Below are 17,131 nucleotides of genomic sequence, written 5' to 3' on the forward strand. Positions count from 1 at the left end.
GCCACGTACGCGTGCGCCGCCCCTCGGTGACGTCGTCCGGACGCGCGCGATTGATGTGTTGCGGGCTCGCGGCGGTGCCTCCGCTGGTCCGGGGGACACCGGACGCCCCAGCAGGTCACCGATTGCTGTCGTCGATGGCGACGTTCAGGGCGTCGATGAAGGCCTGCGTCGCGTTTGCTTGAACGACTCTTTCGAAGTCGACCCTGTTCAACTGTTCCCGAATCTGCTCTAGAGCAGTCAAGGATTCAGCAGGCCATTGGTCGTAGATGATTCGCCACATCACAGCCGCTTTGACCAATGCTTCCGCTGCTTCCTCAAAGCGCTGCTGTTCCTGCGCGACCATGCCGAGCTGGTGGTGGGTGATGGCGGCGCTGTGCCGGTCGTTGAACTCCTCGAAGAGTGTGAGGGCTTGCCGGTAGTGGGCTTCGGCTTCTTCGAGGCGTCGTTGTTCCTGCGCGACCATGCCGAGCTGGTGGTAGGTGATGGCGGCGCTGTGCCGGTCGTTGCCTTCCAGCTTGATGTCGAGGGCTTGCCGGTAGTGGGCTTCGGCTTCTTCGAGGCGTCGTTGTTCCTGCGCGACCGCGCCGAGCTGGTGGTAGGTGCTGGCGGCGCTGCGCCGGTTGTTGAACTCCAGCGCGGTGTGGAGGGCTTGCCGGTAGTGGGCTTCGGCTTCTTCGAAGCGTCGTTGTTCCTGCGCGACCCTGCCGAGCTGGTGGTAGGTGCTGGCGGCGCTGTGCCGGTCGTTGAACTCCAGCTTGATGTCGAGGGCTTGCTGGTAGTGGGCCTCGGCTTCTTCGAAGCGCCGCTGTTCCCGTGCCACCCAGCCGAGCTGGTGGTAGGTGCTGGCGGCGCTGTGCCGGTCGTTGAACTCCTCGAAGAGTGTGAGGGCTTGCCGGTAGTGGGCTTCGGCTTCTTCGAAGCGCCGCTGATTCTGCGCGACCATGCCGAGCTGGTGGTAGGTGATGGCGGCGCCGTGCCGGTCGTTGAACTCCAGCGCGATGTCGAGGGCTTGCCGGTAGTGGGCTTCGGCTTCTTCGAGGCGTCGATGATCCTGCGCCACCCTGCCGAGCTGGTGGTAGATGCTGGCGGCGCTGTGCCGATCGTTGAACTCCAGCTTGATGTCGAGGGCTTGCCGGTAGTGGGCTTCGGCTTCTTCGAAGCGTCGTTGTTCCTGCGCGACCCTGCCGAGCTGGTGGTAGGTGATGGCGGCGCTGTGCCGGTCGTTGAACTCCAGCTTGATGTCGAGGGCTTGCCGGTAGTGGGCTTCGGCTTCTTCGAAGCGTCGTTGTTCCTGCGCGACCCTGCCGAGCTGGTGGTAGGTGCTGGCGGCGCTGTGCCGATCGTTGAACTCCTCGAAGAGTGTGAGGGCTTGCCGGTAGTGGGCTTCGGCTTCTTCGAAGCGCCGCTGTTCCTGCGCGACCACGCCGAGCTGGTGGTAGGTGATGGCGGCGCCGTGCCGGTCGTTGAACTCCAGCTTGATGTCGAGGGCTTGCCGGTAGCGGGCTTCGGCTTCTTCGAAGCGCCGCTGATCCTGCGCGACCATGCCAGCCAAATGATGTAGTTCTGCCAGCTCTCGACGTAGATCGGTGCGGCCAGGCTCGCGGTCGGCAGCGATGGCGATATCGAGAAGGTGGCGGCGGGCGTCCTGTTGTTTGGTCTGGTCGAGGTACTCCTCTACTGCGGCAACGATGCCGATGACGGGTTGCCCCGTGCGTAGTCCATGGTTGAGAGTGGTGGTGAGGTTGGCGTACTCGATGCCTGCGGCCACATGCCCGACCGCCCGCTCTTGCGGCTCAGTGGCGGTGAGTAACTCCTGAATCGTCTGCCCCAGTAATGTGTAAAGCTGGTAGTGCGCCTGTCGTACGGCTTGCTGGAGGTCGGGGTGTTGGTGGAGCCGGGTGCGCAGGAAGTACGGCAGCACCGGCAGGATCTGCACCCAAGTGACCAGGCGCGGGTGCGGCGCGGCCAGTCCGACGCGGACGGTCTCGGCGACCGCTGCGCGAAGGTCGATCGGGCCGAGGGCCTTCACCGCGTCGTGATCTGTCAATAGCTGATGGTAGGCGTCGAGGAACCCGGTGGGGATACTGGCGGTGAACGGCGCCAACAGCAGCAAAGAGTTCTGTGTGCTGGGGTCGAGTTTGCCGTGGCTGTACTCGATCGCCCGGTTGATCAACCCGACCGACTCCACATCGCTCGTCCCTTGCTGGAGGTCGGCTAGGACCTGGGCCGGCGTGTGGGCGTTTAGGGCGGGCAGGACCACAGTCAGGGGGAGGGGGTACCCGCCGAGCAGGGTTGTCAGGTCGTTCAGCGCTTCGCGTTGGTCTTTGTCGGTGAGGTGGTGCGTGCCGCCGTGACGGGTCAGGATGGCGTCAATGAGCACCGACGCGGCCTGGTCGTCTAGGCCCGCTAGAAGGTAGGTATTGTCACCGAAAGTGCGTGGGCCGATCCACTGCTCATCCTCCCGCGACCCGAACAGCACAAGGGTTTTGCCGCCCCGCAATCGAGCCAAGAAAGTGGCAAGGCGCTCACGTTCCGGCTCGGGCAGGGCGTGGGGGATCGCCGCAGGGGTAGCAGTGATGGACTCGGTGTTGTCCAGCACTATCAGGTAGCGGCGTGCCCGTAGCAGTTGCGCGATACGCGAGGTCTGCCCGGCTTCGGTCAGCATCTCCAGCTTCGCCTGCTCCACCTTGTCCAGCAGCCTGGAGGCGACGTCGCGGACGATCTGGTTGAGGGTCCAGGCTCGGTCCTCGTAGCTGAATCGGAACACCATCTCCACCAGCCCGGTGCGTTGCCACCACCAGGCCAGATGCGCCAGCAGGGTGGACTTGCCGGCCCCGGCCATTCCCCTGACCAGCAGCATGTTGCGGTCCTCGCGGATCAGCAACCGCCGTTCGATCGCCTGGATGTCCAGATCGCGGCCGACGAACCCGTACTCGGTGTGAGGCTCGTCGCCAACCAGCGCCTCCCGCTCGAAGTAGCGGGCCTGCTGCTCCACCGACATCTCCGACAGCTGCAATCGCACGTCCTGCTGGGCGAACACAACCGGCAGGACCCAGTCCTCCAAGTCGAGGCTCTGATCGAAATACGCCCGCCGAGCCTTGTCATCAAACAAGGACCGCCGCGCCGTCTGCATCGCCGTGACCAAGTCGTCGCCCTGCGCCAGACCCGTATACAGCAGCGGGACCGCCTTTTCAGCGGCCGACACGGTTACCGAGTACGCCATGCCCACGGTCACCGGCACGCCGGCGGCGACCAGGCGCTGCGCCAAGCTGGACTCGCTGACCGGTTCCTTCGCAGACTGACACGCGTTCAACACCGCAACGGGCACTCGATGCTCGGCCAGCAGGTCAGCGATGTCCTGCGCCGACACCGGCTCGGCCTTACCCTCCTTGGTGGTCTCGAAGAACAAGAACGCCCGCTCGCCGTCGAATGCTGCTAGCCGGCCGGACCCGAACAGGTACTGGTCAGCGGCACGGCCCTGCTCCAGCTCGTCGTACCCGGCCACCGCACCGTGCACATCGAAATGAATCACCTGGTAGTAACCCGACCCGTGCAGTTTCGTCGCGGACCGTAGGTGCTGCACAAGCGCCTGCCAGGTCCCTGGGCGCACCAGATCCACAACTAGTGGCCGGTCGGCGATGCGTAACCCGTCCAGCAGCGGCCGCGAGATGGTGCGGTAGCCGACATCAGCACGGCCCGCGGGTCGAGCCGTGACTACCAGGATGTTCAGCGTTGATCGCTCGGGCGGTAACTCGAAACCGGCCGGGGTCAGGTCTACCCGGCGGGTCACCGGCAACCGCATCACCGCGGGGACCGGCAACTCCGGGTCATAGAGCGCTTCCCAGTGCATCCGGTGAAACGCCGCCGAACCCGTCACCTCAAGCCGGCACCCATCGAAGCCGCGCCGAGCCAACGTCCGGTAATGCCCTGCGCCAGCACCCGTGAAAACCTGCGTGAACAGTCGCTCACCGTAAGCCCGCAACCGTCGCACGGCATCCTCGGCCCAGTCCCGGTCCAGGAACGGGAACCGTAGGTGTTCTTCGAAATACCAGGCCAGCCGAGCCTCGTCGCCAGGCTCCGCGGGGTCCGTGACCGTGACCTCGTACTCGGCAACGCCTGGGAAGGACACCCGCGCGACGAACGAGCCGTCCGGCTGGCAGGACCGTTCGGACACACTGATGGCTCTCACCCGTTCGGGGCTACTGCTGGTGGTCACTGGGCGCTCCGGCGTACCCGGACCACCACCACTCGGTCATCACCAGATACCGTCTCGGCCAGCTCCAACTCCGTCACGTCTACTGCCGGACGTTGCTGCACCAGCAACCGCCGGAGCAGGTCATACAGCACACTGCTAGCCAGATTCACGGCCAACGGAACCCAAATCAACTCGGCCAGACCGGGCAGAAACGCGCCCGGAGAAGACGGCTGCACCGCCGCCGTGCCCAACCCGGCGGCCTCCTCATCGCTGTCCCACGCCTTCGCCAACGCGGCCGGCTCCACACCCACCGCAGGATCCACCGCCACCACCAGCCGAGCCATCCACCAACCTCCGGTCTCGACGCAACGTGCCACCACGATGACACAGCGATCAAGCAGACAACATGGCACGAATACCTGAGACCAGAGCGCAGGGAGACGACAATCGGACAGCGCGGCAACCTTCCAGCTTCACCCCTTGCGCGGCGCGTGCGCGCGACGTGCCCGTGCTATTCGTCGACAAGGATCAGCGGGCGGCCGCGTCACCGGATCGGCGGCGAATGAAGGGCGGGATCACTTGTCCCGGCAGACAAAAAGCCCTGACCAGCACCTCTGCTGGTCAGGGCTTCGAGCGTGTCTATGAGTTCTTGGACCGCTGTCCAAAACCCCTTTGCTACCAGGGCCTGGTGGAGACGTACGAGTTGGTGCCGCTGAAGGTGATCGGGTCACTCGAGCAGCCGTAGAGGTTGGCGTCAGTCGCTGCGTCATGCCCCCACAGACGCACCCGGACGATGCTGATCGAGCCCTGACCGTCCTCGTTCCACCTGTCGTTGTTGTACGTCGTGGTGCCGACCTTGTTCGCCGAGAAGATCCCGTTCGTGCTGCATCCCTCGGTGGTGTACCGCCAATCGCTGAAGATCGCGTACGAGCCGGTCTTCCAGAACATGTTGCCGTCGACGAGGGTGTTGTTCGCACGGTTGCGTGTCCGTACCGGGTCACCCGAGATCGACTCGAACTTGTTGCCGTAGATGGTGGTGTTGCTCCCGTAGTTGGCGACGTACACGCCGTGTATCTCGGCGACGCCGGTGCCCGCGGTGTTCTCCAGGTTTTGGAACATGTTGCCCTCAACCCGTAGCCGGGTCGTGTAGGTCGCGTGTACACCTCCGTAGCCGTTGCCGGGCCCGGCCTGGTACTTGCTGCCAAGACGTCGGAACGTGTTGCCGTAGACATTCAACGCGTCGAGCGGGTTGGCCGCTGTTCCGTTGGCCCGGATGCCTCCGTTGCGGCAGTTCTGGTACGTCTGACCTGAGATGCGGACGTTGTCAGCGGAGACGATCACGCCGTACTCGGTGTTGGAGCTGCCGTCCTCGTACAAGCTGCAGTCGATCACGGCCGCGGCGCCGATCCCGGCGATCGTGAGGCGCCCGCCCGGAGGTGACCAGTCCACCTTGATCGGCTCGGTCGGCTGGTAGAGGCCGTCCGCCAGGAGCACCTTCGCGTCCTTGACGTTCCGGGTGCGCAAGATCGCCTGCGCCTGCTCGATCGAGGAGACAGCGGTGTCGCGGGTCAGTCCGGCACGGCTACCCATCGCCGTGGCGCTGGCGGTGCCCGTGGGGCTCACGTACACGGTCAGCTGGTCGACCGGGGCGGCGCTCGCGGGCACCGGCGGGAGCGCGCCCGCGAGCGCGGCGCAGGCCACCGCCGCTGCCAGGAAGGACCATCGTCTGCCACCCGATCGTTGCCAACTTCTCATTGAACTCCCCATTCTGTTCGTGGGGACATTCGGTCCGTCGCCCCCGTGCCGATGAACCTAGGGACGGGACCTGCACTGCCTCTTGTAGCGACCTTGAATCCTCAGGGCAGAGCAGGGCACGGGCAGGACAGCGAAGGGGAACCCGGCGACGGGCACCGACGGGGCGGCGTGGTCAGGAGCGCAACAGCGGTAGCAGTTGCTCGCCCTGACGCCTGATCTCGCCGAGGTAGGGCGTGTCGGACAGTACGAAGTGAGTGACACCGAGCCGCTGGTATTTGCGCAGCGAGCTCGCGACGTCCGCGGGGGAGCCGACCAGCCAGGTGGTCCCCGCTCCGCCGCCACCGTACCTGCCGGGGGTGGTGTAGAGGTTGTCGTCGAGGACCTCTCCGCGTGCGGCGAGGTCGAGCAGGCGGCGCTGGCCGACGGCGGTCCGCCACCTGTGGTCGTGGGCGACACCGGTGCCCTTGGCCATGGCGGCGACCTTGGCCTCCGCGTCGGCCCAGGCCTCTTCGGTGGTGTCCCGCACCAGTGTGGTGACCCGCAACCCGAACTCCAGCGGTGCGTGCTCGCGTCCCAGTTTCTCGCTGAGCTGTTTGAGTCGCTCGATCCGCTCGGCCACGCCGTCGAGTGGCTCGCCCCAGAAGAGCTGGACATCGGCTTCGGTCGCGGCGACCTCCTCGGCGGCGGGGGAGGCGCCACCGAAGTAGAGCCGAGGATGGTGGCGACCGCCGTGAACGACCGGTCGCAGCGCCAGGGTGGAGCCGGTGACGGCGAAATGCTCACCCTGGTAGGTGACGCTTTCCTGGGTCCAGAGCTTGCGCACGATCTGCAGAAATTCCCGGGTACGGGCGTAGCGGTGGGCCGGGTCGCTCTCGCCGTCGCCGTACGCGGCCAGGTCGTCCTTGCCCGAGACGATGTTGATCAGCGTGCGGCCCTGGCTGAGGTGGTCGAGGGTCGCGGCGGCGGAGGCGAAGTTGGCGGGCCGCCAGTAGCCGGGTCGGATCGCGATCAGCGGCTGGAACGTGGTCGTCCGGGCGGCGAGCGCGGTGGCCACGGTGAAGGTGTCGGGCCGACCCCAACCGGTTCCGATGAGCGCGCCGCCCCACCCGTGCTCCTCGAGAGCCCTGGCGTGGTCGGTGAGGGTCTCCAGGCTGTTGTGGTTGTCGGTCACGTCGTCGCCGCGATGGCCGGGCTGGACCTGGTTCGGGATGTACCAGAGGAACTCGAGGCTCATGAGAGGTTCTCCCCGCTTCGGGGGCGGGGCGGCTGTCGCCGCTCCGCCCCGATGGGTTCGGTCAGCGGAACAGCTGCCGTGCGTTGCGGAGCGTGTGCGCGGCCACGTCACGGCCGAGCCGTACGCCGACCTCGTCCGCGGTACGGGTGTGGATGCCCGACCACACCCGGGCGTCGACGTTCTCCCTGGTGGGCCGCCGCCAGTCGCGGTAGGTCCGGGTGGCGCCGGGCTGGCTCGGGCTGGTGACGGTGTACGGCTCCCGGGCCTGCGGCCCCAGCAGCGCGGTGAGCACCTGTTCGGCGGCGCCGGAGTAGGTGTTGTGTCCGCTCGGGTAGTCCGGATGCGCCGGCGTGGTGTGCAGCGGCGTCCAGGCCGGATCGCCGCCCGCCTCGGCCCGGATGGCGGTAAACGGTCGCCAGCGGAGGTACGCGTACTTGGCGTCGGAGGTCGCGATCTGGGTGTCGACGAGCGCGACGTGGAAGAGGGCCACGAGGCTCGCCCGCCCGGCGACCGACCCGGAGGACTGCGCGAGCGCGGCGCGCAGGATCCCGGTGTAGAGGGTCAGTGAGGAGCCGAGCCAGAAGGTCGCCGTGTCGGTCTGCTGCGGTGTGCGTACGGCGCTGTCCACAGCCCCGTACGCCCGGACCTCGGCGAGGTCCGCCCGGTAGGGCTCCGAGTCCAGGGCGGGCGGTGGGCCGGGCCGGTACCGGTCCGCACGGTCGAGCAGGAACGGCCGGGCGAAGCGAGTTCCGGCCTGCTGACCGGGGGAGAAGTCCGGTGGGGTGGGCTGCCAGCTTCCCGGGCCCGGTTGGGGGTTCGGATACGCCGGGTTCACCGAGGCCGCGTCGAGCCCGTCACCCGTCCGCTGGGCGAGCAGCCGGCGTGCCTCGGCGCGGCCGGTGGCCGTGCCCCGGTCCTTGGCCCGCCCGTCCGGGATCCGGTCCAGTGTGGTCCCCAGTGCCGTGTCGAGCGCGGCAGCATTCTCGGGAATCAGGGTGCTCAGCGCGGTGTGGACGGCGGACGCGAGCGCGGCGTCCCGGTAGTGGCGGGGGTTCCCGGTAGGCGCGGTGCGGGTGGCGCGGGCGGCGGCGAGCCAGCTGATCGCCCACGCGCGGCTGTTGGCGACCTGTGGCCGGGTGCCGGTCGCGACGGCGGCAGCGGTGGCGTCGTACCACTCGAGAGCAGTGTCGGTCGTCGTGGTGGCCGCGGCCGGCACGGCGGGCAGGCCGGCGACCAGGACGGCGGCGGCGATAATCGCCAAACCACGGCGCCAGCCGCGGTGGCTCGACAGGGTCATGATGCGGTTGCTCCTCGGGTGGGAAGGGTGCAAGGGGGAGGAAAGGCTGCTCATCGGGCTGGTCCGGCGGCGTGTGGCGTCGTCCCGCCGCGTCGGCGGTTGGCCGGATCGGTCAGCGACGGCGGCTGGTAGCCGGCATCGGCGGGGTTGAGCGTGGTGCCGGGCGGGACGATGGCGTCGATGCGGTCCAGCACGTCCTTGGACAGCGTCACCTTGGCGGCGCCGAGCTGTGACTCCAGGTGTGCCAGGGTGCGCGGTCCGATGATCGCCGACGTGACCGCGGGGTGTTCGAGAACGAAGGCGATCGCGAGGTGGATGAGGGAGAGGCCGGCCTCGTCGGCGAGCGTGGCCAGCTCGTCGACGGCGGTCAGCTTGGCGGCGTTGGCGGGCAGTGTCGGGTCGAACCGGGCCGGCAGTCGTTCGGCGCGTCCGGAGATCGGCGCCTGCAGGCCGGAGTGGTAGCGGCCGGACAGCCAGCCGCCGGCCAGCGGGCTCCACCCGATGACCGCGAGCCCGTACCGCTGGGCCACCGGTAGCACCTCGCGCTCGACGCCGCGGGCCAGGATCGAGTACGGCGGCTGCTCGCTGACCGCCCGCTCCCGGCCGCGCCGCTCCGCGATCCACTGCCCCTCGACGATCGCGGACGGCTCGAACGTGGACGTGCCGATGTAGCGGATCTTGCCCTGACGTACCAGGTCGGTGAGCGCGCCGAGGGTTTCGTCGAAGTCGGTCTCCGGCTCCGGCCGGTGTGCCTGGTAGAGGTCGATCCAGTCGGTGCCCAGCCGGCGCAGGCTGTTCTCCACCGATCGGACGATCCAGCGGCGCGAGTTGCCGCGGTGCTGCGGGTTGTCACCGACCTGGCCGTGGAACTTGGTGGCCAGGAAGATGTCCTCGCGCCGCCCGCCCGCGAGGGCCTTTCCGACGATCTCCTCCGACTCGCCGTTGGAGTAGACGTCTGCGGTGTCAATGGCGTTGATGCCCTCGTCGAGGGCCCGGTGGATGATCCGGATAGCGTCCTCGTGGTCCGGGTTGCCCCGTTGTCCGAAGTTCATCGCGCCCAGGGTCAGGGAGCTGATGCGGACACCGGTGCGTCCGAAGGGCCGTTGGTCGACCATGACTTCTCCTTCGCGCTGGGTCAGCGGGACGCGGTGGTGAGTTGCCGCGTGAACTGGTTTGTCGGTCGGGTCAGCCCGTAGTGCTCGCGCAGGGTGGTCCCGGTGTACTCGGTGCGGAACAGCTTGCGGCGTTGCAGGATCGGCACGACGTGGTCGACGAATGTCTCCAACCCGGACGGCAGCACGGGAGGCATGATGTTGAATCCGTCCGCCGCGCCGCCGTGGTACCACTGCTCGATGGCATCGGCGACCTGCTCCGGCGTGCCGGCGAAGGTGCGGTGCCCGCGCCCACCGCCGAGCCGGCCGATGAGTTGGCGGACGGTCAGGCGTTCGCGCCGGGCCAGGGTGACGATCAGCGTGTAACGGCTCTTCGCGCCCTCGATCTCGTCCTCGCTCGGCAGGTCGGCGGGGAGTTCCCGGTCCAGGTCGAGGTCTTCCGGGGCGACCCGCAGCGTCGTGGCGAGCTGCTGCCGGGCGTACTCCGGTTTGATCAACCGGTCCAACTCCTCCTCCAGCGCGCGGGCCTCGGCCTCGGTGGCCCCGATGGCCGGCACGATGCCCGGCAGGATCTTGATGGTGTCCGGGTCGCGGCCGACCTGCGCGGCACGCTGCTTGAGGTCGCGGTAGAACGCCTGCGCCTCGCTGAGTGTCTGCTGGGCGGTGAAGACGGCCTCCGCGTAGCGGGCGGCCAGGTCCTTGCCGTCCTCGGACGACCCGGCCTGCACCAGCAGTGGATAGCCCTGGGGTGAGCGCGGGACGTTGAGTGGGCCGGCAACCTTGAAGTACCGCCCGGAGTGCTCCGGCGGATAGAGCAGCTCGTCGTCGCCCCACCGCCCGGCGTCCTTGTCGCCGAGCGGCGCGGCGTCGTCCCAGCTGTCCCAGAGTTTCTGGGACACCTCGATGAACTCGGCTGCCCGCTCGTACCGGTCCCGATGCGCCGGCAGGTCGTCCAGGTTGAAGTTCCGGGCCGCCTTCTCGCCGGCGGTGGTGACGATGTTCCAGCCCGCCCGTCCGCCACTGACGTGATCCAACGAGGCGAAGCGGCGGGCCAGGTTGAACGGCTCGTTGTACGTCGTCGACGCCGTCGCGATGAGCCCGATGCGGCTCGTCGCTCCGGCCAGGGCGGTGAGCAGCACGGTCGGTTCCAACGTGCCGCCCGGCCGTCGACCGATGCTGTTCCAGAGCACCGGGCTGTCGGCGAGGAACAGCGAGTCGAGCTTGCCGCGTTCGGCAATCCGGGCCAGGCGCGTGAAGTGTTCGACGTCGGTCTGCGCGAACGGGTCGCTGTCGGGCAGGCGCCAGGCGGCCTCGTGGTGGCCGACGCCCATCAGGAACGCGTTGAGATGCAGCATGGTCATCCTTCTGTCTGGTCGACGCCGAGCGCCCGCAGCAGGGTTTCGCGGTACGCGAGGAACTGCGGCTGTCGGTACGACCTCGGGGCGGGCAGGTCGATGGCGAGGTCGACGGCGATCCGCCCGCTGTCCAGCAGCAGCACGCGGTCCGCGAGAGTGATGGCTTCGTCGACGTCGTGGGTCACGAGCAGCACCGTGGGTCGGTGCCGGGCATGCAGCACGCGCAGGAGGGCATGCATGCGCAGGCGGGTCAGCGCGTCCAGCGCGCCGAACGGCTCATCGGCGAGCAGGAGGTCCGGTTCGGACACCAGCGCCCGGGCCAGCGCCACGCGTTGCTGCTCGCCGCCGGACAGCTCACTGGGCCAGGCCCGTTCCCTGCCGGCGAGGCCGACCTCGGCGAGCGCGGCACGGCCGCGTTCGGTGGCGTCCGGCCCGCGCAGGCCGAGGACGACGTTGTCCAGCACGCGCTGCCACGGCAGAAGCCGGGCGTCCTGGAAGACGACAGATGATTTTTCCGGTACGTCGATCAGGCCTGAGCCGGTGGCGTCGCCGTCCAGGCCGGCGAGCGCGCGCAGCATGGTGCTCTTGCCCGAGCCGCTGCGCCCCAGCAGCGCGACGAACTCGCCACTGGTGATCTCCAGGTCGAATCCGTCGAGGATCACCCGGTCCCCGAATCCTCGCGCCAGGCCGTGCACGCGTACGGCGCGAGACGCGGTCAGTCCGCCAGCGTGCGTCGCCACGACAGCGCCCTCCTCTGCGCGAGTCGGACGGCGCCGTCGGACAGCAGCCCGAGTAGTCCGTACAGCACGAGTCCAACGATGATCACGTCGGTCTGGCCGTACTCGCGGGCCAGCTCCATCATGTAGCCGATGCCGCTGGTGGAGTTGATCTGCTCGACGACCACCAGGGACAGCCACGCCCCGACGACCGCGAACCGCATGCCGAGCAGGAAGCCGGGCAGGGCGCCGGGCAGCACGATCCAGCGGATGAAGGCGGTGCGCCGCAGCCGTAGCGACTCGCCCAGTTCGACGTACCGGCTGTCGATGGTGCGCAGCCCGTTGTGGGTATGTATGTAGACGGGAACGAACACACCCAGCGTGATGGTGATGACCTTCATCTGCTCGCCGATGCCGAACCAGAGGACGAGTAGCGGAATCAGTGCGAGGGCGGGGATGGCCCGTTTGATCTGGACCGGGCCGTCGAGGATGGCCTCGCCCCACCGGCTCAGACCGGCGAGCAGGGCCAGCGCCGTGCCGACGGCCGTGCCGATGGCGAGGCCCAGGCCCGCCCGTTGAGCCGAGATGGCCAGGTTTTCCTGCAACCGGCCGTCGGCGATGAGGTCACCTGCCGTGGTCACCACGGTCCAGGGCGCGGACAGGGTGCGGGGGTCGATCCAGCCGGTTGCCGAGCCGGCCGCCCACACCGCCAGCAGCAGGGTCGGGCCGATCGCCGCCCCGAACGGGATGGGGCGGCGCGGCGTGAGCCGGCGTCGCGGCCGGCCGGCGCGAACGGCGGCGTCCGACCGGGGTCGGGCCAGGGTCGAGGCGGTCACTGGGCACCTCCGGCAGTCAGTGCCTGCGCGCCCAGCGATTCGTACCGTCGGTCGTACAGGTCCTCGGCCGTGAGGCGCTTGTTGCCGGTCTCCTTCGCCAGCAGGTCGATGGTCTCCTGGTGCCGGGCGATGGCCTCGGTCCAGCTCGCCGGGATGTCGGCCACGCCACTGTTCGCGACCAGCCACCTGCCGTCGTCGGCGGTCAGGCCCTGGTCCTTGACGTAATACCGCTCGATCCACTCATCCGGATTGGCCTCGCGCCACCGCCAGGCCCGCGCCCACGCCTGCACGTACTCGCGGATCGCCGCGGCCTTCGCCGGATCCCCGAGTACGGTGACCGGCGCGTACAGGTGACCGGGGTCGTCGCGCAGGCCGTGCGCGATCGTCGTGCCACCGTCCCGGGTGTACTTGGTCTCGTACCGCTTGATCTGGACACCGCCGATCGGCGCGACCTCGACCTGGCGGCTGGCGAGCGCGGTGTTGTAGACGTCGCCCGTGCTCGGCAGCTCGACCAGCTTGACGTCCTTCTTGCCAAGGCCGGCCTTGTGCAGTACCCGCAGTACCAGTGCCCCCTGCGCCTGGCCCGGGCTGTACGCGATCTTCTTGCCGGCGAGGTCGGTGAGGGTGGCGACCGTGACGCCCGGTGCGATGCCGAGCCGGTAGATGGCGTGGTTGAGCGGGTCCTGGCGGAACTTCGAGGCCACGATCTTCGTCGGGATACCCGTCCAGTGCGAGTGGATCGGCGGGATGTCCGCCACCGAGCCGATGTCCAGCGCCTTCGCGCGGAACGCCTCCAGGGTCTGCGGCCCGCCGCTGATGTTGGCCCACTCCACCTCGAAGCTGAACCTGTCCGCCTCGCCGGAGAACTCGATCGCCTTCTGGTGCTCCTTGTCGCCGACGACGAGCTTGGTGCCCTTCGGCACGGACTGCGGCAGCGGAGCGCCCGCGGCCAACGCCGCAACGGGTGTGTCGTCGCCGGCGCAGGCGGTCAGGCCCAGTGTGACCGCGCCGAGGGTCGCGGACAGGAAGGCCCGACGGTCCAGGAGGGATGGTGAGGTCACTTACAACTCCTTCGTCGCTGGTTGCAGGGCGGCGTAGCGCCCCATGTGGTAGAGCAGTGGCGCACCGTCGCGGTGGCTGGCGGTCAGCGGTTCGGCGATCACGATGGTGTGGTCGCCCGCGGGTACCCGTTGGGTCACGCGACACAGGAGCCACGCGACCGGCTCGTCCAGCAGCGGCACGCCGTGCGGCCCGTACCGCCACGCCGGATGGGCCGCGAACCGGTCGATGCCGCTCGTCGCGAAGGTCCGCGCGACGTCCTCCTGGTCCGCACCGAGCAGGTGCACCGCGACGTGCTCCGCGTCGGCGAGAGTCGGCCAGCTCGACGACGATCGGGCCAGGCAGAACGACACCAACGACGGCCGTAGCGACACCGACGTGAGCGAGGAGACGGTGAACCCGACCGGTGGCTCGCCAGCGGCGGTGACCACCGCGACCCCGGCGGCGTGCCGCCGTAGAAGAGCACGAAACATGGTCGCGTCGAGCGGAGTCACGGGTTCGGCGATGACGGTCATGGCTGTCCTCCTGGGTCGACGACGACAGCTACGCGCCGTCACGGGTACGCGTGGACCCAGGGCGGCGAGCAACCGTCGATCGGTACGAGGAATCGGCTGCCGGTCGTCGTCGAGCCGGCGGCGCGAGTGGAAACAGAGGGGATCGCGGGCTCAGCGGCAGCAGCCGCAGGCGGCGGTCCAGCCACGGCAGCATCCCCGCGACACCGCGATGGCGGTGCCCTGAAGCAGGGTGTGTTGGCTGGTCACGGATACGACGCTATCCCACATTTCCTATGTGTCAAGTAGGATTTCAGGCGCTGGGACGTACGGTGGTGTATTGAGGCCATCGACCGGCGCGGCGGTCGGCCGTCGACGAACGGGCGGCCGGAATCCTCGTACTCTTAAGGTTCTTTGAAGTTCTTCCGCTCCGCTTGATGCTCGGCAAACCGGCTCACTAACCTCATCCCGTCCGGATCACCCTCAGCTCCGCGATCCGGGCGAAACGTCCCCTGAGGAAAGTTGCCGCTGTCATGAGGCTGTCCCGCCGTACCCTGCTCGGCTCCGCGATGGCCGGCACCGCGGCCACCGTCGCCGGCGTCTCGCTCGACGCCCTGACGGCCAGTCCCGCCGCTGCCGCGGTCAGCCCGCCCGGCGACGTGGTCGGAAAGATCACCGTCGGCTACCAGGGGTGGTTCACCGGGGCCGGCGACGGAAGCCCGTTGTCGGGCTGGTGGCACTACGGTCAGGACTGGCAGAAGACCCCGTCGCCCGTCAACGAGGCGCTCAAGTCGTGGCCGGACGTGCGCGACTACGACCGGGTGTACAAGACCGGATACCAGAACCTGGGCAACGGGCAGCCCGCGTCGCTGTTCTCGTCCTATGACCAGCAGACCGTGGACACGCACTTCCGCTGGATGCGGGAGAACGGGCTGGACACCGCCGCGCTACAGCGCTTCAACCCGGTCGGCGGAGAGGGACCGATCCGCGACGCCGTCACGATCAAGGTCCGCAACGCGGCCGAGGAGTTCGGCCGCAAGTTCTACATCATGTACGACGTCAGCGGCTGGACGGACATGCAGCAGCAGATCAAGGACGACTGGACGAACAAGATGAAGGCGTACACGGTCTCCCCGGCGTACGCGAGGCAGAACGGCAAGCCCGTCGTCGGCATCTGGGGATTCGGCTTCAACGACAGCAACCATCCGTGGAGCGCCCCGGTCTGCCTGGACGTCATCAACTGGTTCAAGGCGCAGGGCGTGTACGTCATGGGCGGTACGCCGACGCACTGGCGCAGCGGCGACAGCAACGGCGACTCGCGGTCCGGCTTCTCCGACGTCTACCACGCGTACGACATGATCTCGCCGTGGATGGTGGGCCGGATCGGCGACGTCTCCGGGTCGGACTGGTTCTACACGAACGTCACGCTGCCCGACGTGCAGGACTGTGTGGCGCACGGCATCGACTACCAGCCCTGCGTGCTGCCCGGTGACCTGCAGGAACGTCAGCGTGCGCACGGCGACTTCATGTGGCGGCAGTTCTACAACATGATCAGGGCCGGCGCACCGGCGATCTACATCTCCATGTTCGACGAGTACAACGAGGGCAACCAGATCGCCAAGACGGCCGAGACGGCCGCGTTCGTCCCGGTCGGCTCGAAGTTCCTGCCGTTGGACGAGGACGGCACGAAGTGCTCGGCGGACTACTACCTGCGGCTCAGCGGTGACGGTGGTCGGATGCTCAAGGGCGCGATCGCGTTGACCCCAACCCGCCCGACCGCACCGGTGCTCGGCTCCACGCCGACCCCGCCCGCCGCCGTCGGCATCCGGTCCCGGGCCAACGGCCGCTTCGTCGGAGGCTCGCCGTTGGTCGCCTCGCTGACCTCGGCGTCGGAGACGTTCACCGTCGTCGACGCCGGTGGCGGTCTGGTGGCCCTTCGATCCAGCAGGACCGGCAAGTACGTCTGCGCGGAGGAGGCCGGCGCGGCGGCGTTGGTGGCCGACCGCGACGCGATCGGCGGCTGGGAGACGTTCACGAAGGTGACGAACCCGGACGGCAGCGTCAGTTTCCGCAGCGCCGCGAACGGCAGGTACGTATGCGCCGAGGACGCCGGCGCCGGGGCGCTGATCGCGAACCGCACCGCGATCGGCCCGTGGGAGTCCTTCGACCTCGTCTAGGCCGGCGGTCCTGGCCTGCGACTGTTCCGCAACAGCGGAAATGCCGGGGCTTGGCCGCAACTGTCGCGAACGGTAATGCCCCGGTTCGTATCAGTTGACATCCCGATTCATGATGACCCGGATGCGACGAGTAGCGACAGCGATGGTCAACCGTCATTGGGACCTGACGGAGTTGGTCGGCGCCGTGTGGGGGTCGATCATTGGTGGCGTGGCCGGTTGGGTGTTCGGCAGCGGCGCGGGCTACATCGGCTGGGTCGGCGCCACGCTCGCCGCGTACTTTCTGGGACTGGGGCCCGTCGTTGTCGCGATCGCGCACGAGCGGGGCGTTCTACGCGGCCTGGGCGTCGCTGTCTCGCGCGTCGCCTGGTCTGTCGCCGGCGTGGCGGTGGTGGTGGTGCTCATGGCAATCGTCGCCATGCCGCTGGCCGCCGTCCTGGACACCCCGGGAGGCGGTTGGCTACTGGAGCGTTTTCCCAACGCAACGGACGCCCTGGTCCAGGGGGTGCTCGTGGCGGTCAGCGTCGCCATCGTCGGACTGCTGGTCAAGACGGAGATCGGGTTGGTGGTCCTGGGCTTCGCGTTCCAAGGGATGGGCAAAGGCGCTTTCGTGATCGTTCCAGTGGTGTGGCTGGTGTTCATGGCGCTGCCGACCTACCCGCTCGTCCTGTTGATCGTCTGGCTGCTCGGATGGCCGGACGGGTGGATCGGAGGGCTGTTCGGCCTGACGCTGGGCGCTGCGGTCGGTGGCTTCCACGGATATCGGTCGGCGGGCGACACGTCCATCGAGGCGGGACAGGACTGGTGACGGCGTCACGACGCCAGGGCCGGCGATCCCGCGCAACTGCGCCGTGACCCCGTTCGCAGAACGACGTCGCTGCTTGATACTCCGGGCGCGCGGTGTCTA

13 protein-coding genes are annotated in these 17,131 nt (G+C 68.4%); 2 read left to right on the plus strand and 11 right to left on the minus strand.

Features of this window, described 5'->3' with window-relative positions; genetic code table 11:
- Positions 1–115: 115 nt before the first annotated feature.
- The 11 genes from ACQP0N_RS13140 to ACQP0N_RS13190 form a co-directional block, all read right to left on the minus strand.
- The gene (locus ACQP0N_RS13140) at positions 116–4,216 is read right to left on the minus strand and encodes a tetratricopeptide repeat protein (RefSeq protein WP_433120308.1); all 4,101 of its coding nucleotides are present in this window, start codon (positions 4,214–4,216) and stop codon (positions 116–118) included.
- Complete coding sequence (locus tag ACQP0N_RS13145) at positions 4,213–4,539, minus strand: hypothetical protein (RefSeq protein WP_355050174.1); 327 nt, start codon at positions 4,537–4,539, stop codon at positions 4,213–4,215. Before ACQP0N_RS13145 ends, ACQP0N_RS13140 begins: the two co-directional genes overlap by 4 nt.
- Positions 4,540–4,870: 331 nt before the next feature.
- Complete coding sequence (locus ACQP0N_RS13150) at positions 4,871–5,950, minus strand: right-handed parallel beta-helix repeat-containing protein (protein ID WP_433120311.1); 1,080 nt, start codon at positions 5,948–5,950, stop codon at positions 4,871–4,873.
- A gap of 172 nt (positions 5,951–6,122) precedes the next feature.
- Positions 6,123–7,184 carry an LLM class flavin-dependent oxidoreductase gene (locus ACQP0N_RS13155; protein ID WP_433120313.1) on the minus strand — a complete coding sequence of 354 codons (1,062 nt, stop codon included), beginning with the start codon at positions 7,182–7,184 and terminating at the stop codon, positions 6,123–6,125.
- A 61-nt stretch (positions 7,185–7,245) separates the two neighbouring features.
- Positions 7,246–8,481, minus strand: a complete 1,236-nt coding sequence (locus ACQP0N_RS13160) for a vanadium-dependent haloperoxidase (protein WP_433120315.1) — start codon at positions 8,479–8,481, stop codon at positions 7,246–7,248.
- 50 nt (positions 8,482–8,531) lie between these two features.
- Positions 8,532–9,596: an aldo/keto reductase gene (locus ACQP0N_RS13165; RefSeq protein WP_433120317.1), complete on the minus strand. Its 1,065-nt coding sequence runs from the start codon at positions 9,594–9,596 to the stop codon at positions 8,532–8,534.
- Positions 9,597–9,616: 20 nt separating this feature from the next.
- A complete protein-coding gene (locus tag ACQP0N_RS13170; RefSeq protein ID WP_433120319.1) occupies positions 9,617–10,948 on the minus strand; it encodes an LLM class flavin-dependent oxidoreductase in 1,332 nt (443 codons plus the stop codon).
- A 2-nt stretch (positions 10,949–10,950) separates the two neighbouring features.
- Positions 10,951–11,688 (minus strand): ABC transporter ATP-binding protein, encoded by a 738-nt coding sequence (locus ACQP0N_RS13175; RefSeq protein ID WP_433120321.1) that lies wholly within the window; start codon positions 11,686–11,688, stop codon positions 10,951–10,953.
- A complete protein-coding gene (locus ACQP0N_RS13180; protein ID WP_433120323.1) occupies positions 11,664–12,500 on the minus strand; it encodes an ABC transporter permease in 837 nt (278 codons plus the stop codon). Before ACQP0N_RS13180 ends, ACQP0N_RS13175 begins: the two co-directional genes overlap by 25 nt.
- Positions 12,497–13,561 (minus strand): ABC transporter substrate-binding protein, encoded by a 1,065-nt coding sequence (locus tag ACQP0N_RS13185; protein ID WP_433120325.1) that lies wholly within the window; start codon positions 13,559–13,561, stop codon positions 12,497–12,499. Before ACQP0N_RS13185 ends, ACQP0N_RS13180 begins: the two co-directional genes overlap by 4 nt.
- Entirely contained in the window at positions 13,562–14,074 is a 513-nt protein-coding gene (locus tag ACQP0N_RS13190; RefSeq protein WP_433120327.1) for a flavin reductase family protein, read from the minus strand.
- Positions 14,075–14,583: 509 nt separating this feature from the next.
- Between ACQP0N_RS13190 and ACQP0N_RS13195 the strand changes: the two genes are divergently transcribed.
- Entirely contained in the window at positions 14,584–16,227 is a 1,644-nt protein-coding gene (locus tag ACQP0N_RS13195; protein ID WP_433120329.1) for a lectin, read from the plus strand.
- A gap of 121 nt (positions 16,228–16,348) precedes the next feature.
- Positions 16,349–17,032, plus strand: coding sequence for a hypothetical protein (locus ACQP0N_RS13200; RefSeq protein WP_433120331.1), 684 nt, complete (start codon positions 16,349–16,351; stop codon positions 17,030–17,032).
- Positions 17,033–17,131 lie beyond the last annotated feature (99 nt).

Source organism: Micromonospora sp. CA-246542 (genome assembly GCF_050942905.1).
In the GTDB taxonomy this organism is placed as follows: Bacteria; Actinomycetota; Actinomycetes; order Mycobacteriales; family Micromonosporaceae; genus Micromonospora.

Coding starts and splice junctions, on each gene's coding strand:
- ACQP0N_RS13145 (WP_355050174.1), bottom strand. CDS start 4,539: ATGGCTCGGCTGGTGGTGGCGGTGGATCCTGCGGTGGGTGTGGAGCCG.
- ACQP0N_RS13150 (WP_433120311.1), bottom strand. CDS start 5,950: ATGAGAAGTTGGCAACGATCGGGTGGCAGACGATGGTCCTTCCTGGCA.
- ACQP0N_RS13155 (WP_433120313.1), bottom strand. CDS start 7,184: ATGAGCCTCGAGTTCCTCTGGTACATCCCGAACCAGGTCCAGCCCGGC.
- ACQP0N_RS13160 (WP_433120315.1), bottom strand. CDS start 8,481: ATGACCCTGTCGAGCCACCGCGGCTGGCGCCGTGGTTTGGCGATTATC.
- ACQP0N_RS13165 (WP_433120317.1), bottom strand. CDS start 9,596: ATGGTCGACCAACGGCCCTTCGGACGCACCGGTGTCCGCATCAGCTCC.
- ACQP0N_RS13170 (WP_433120319.1), bottom strand. CDS start 10,948: ATGCTGCATCTCAACGCGTTCCTGATGGGCGTCGGCCACCACGAGGCC.
- ACQP0N_RS13190 (WP_433120327.1), bottom strand. CDS start 14,074: ATGACCGTCATCGCCGAACCCGTGACTCCGCTCGACGCGACCATGTTT.
- ACQP0N_RS13195 (WP_433120329.1), top strand. CDS start 14,584: ATGAGGCTGTCCCGCCGTACCCTGCTCGGCTCCGCGATGGCCGGCACC.
- ACQP0N_RS13200 (WP_433120331.1), top strand. CDS start 16,349: ATGCGACGAGTAGCGACAGCGATGGTCAACCGTCATTGGGACCTGACG.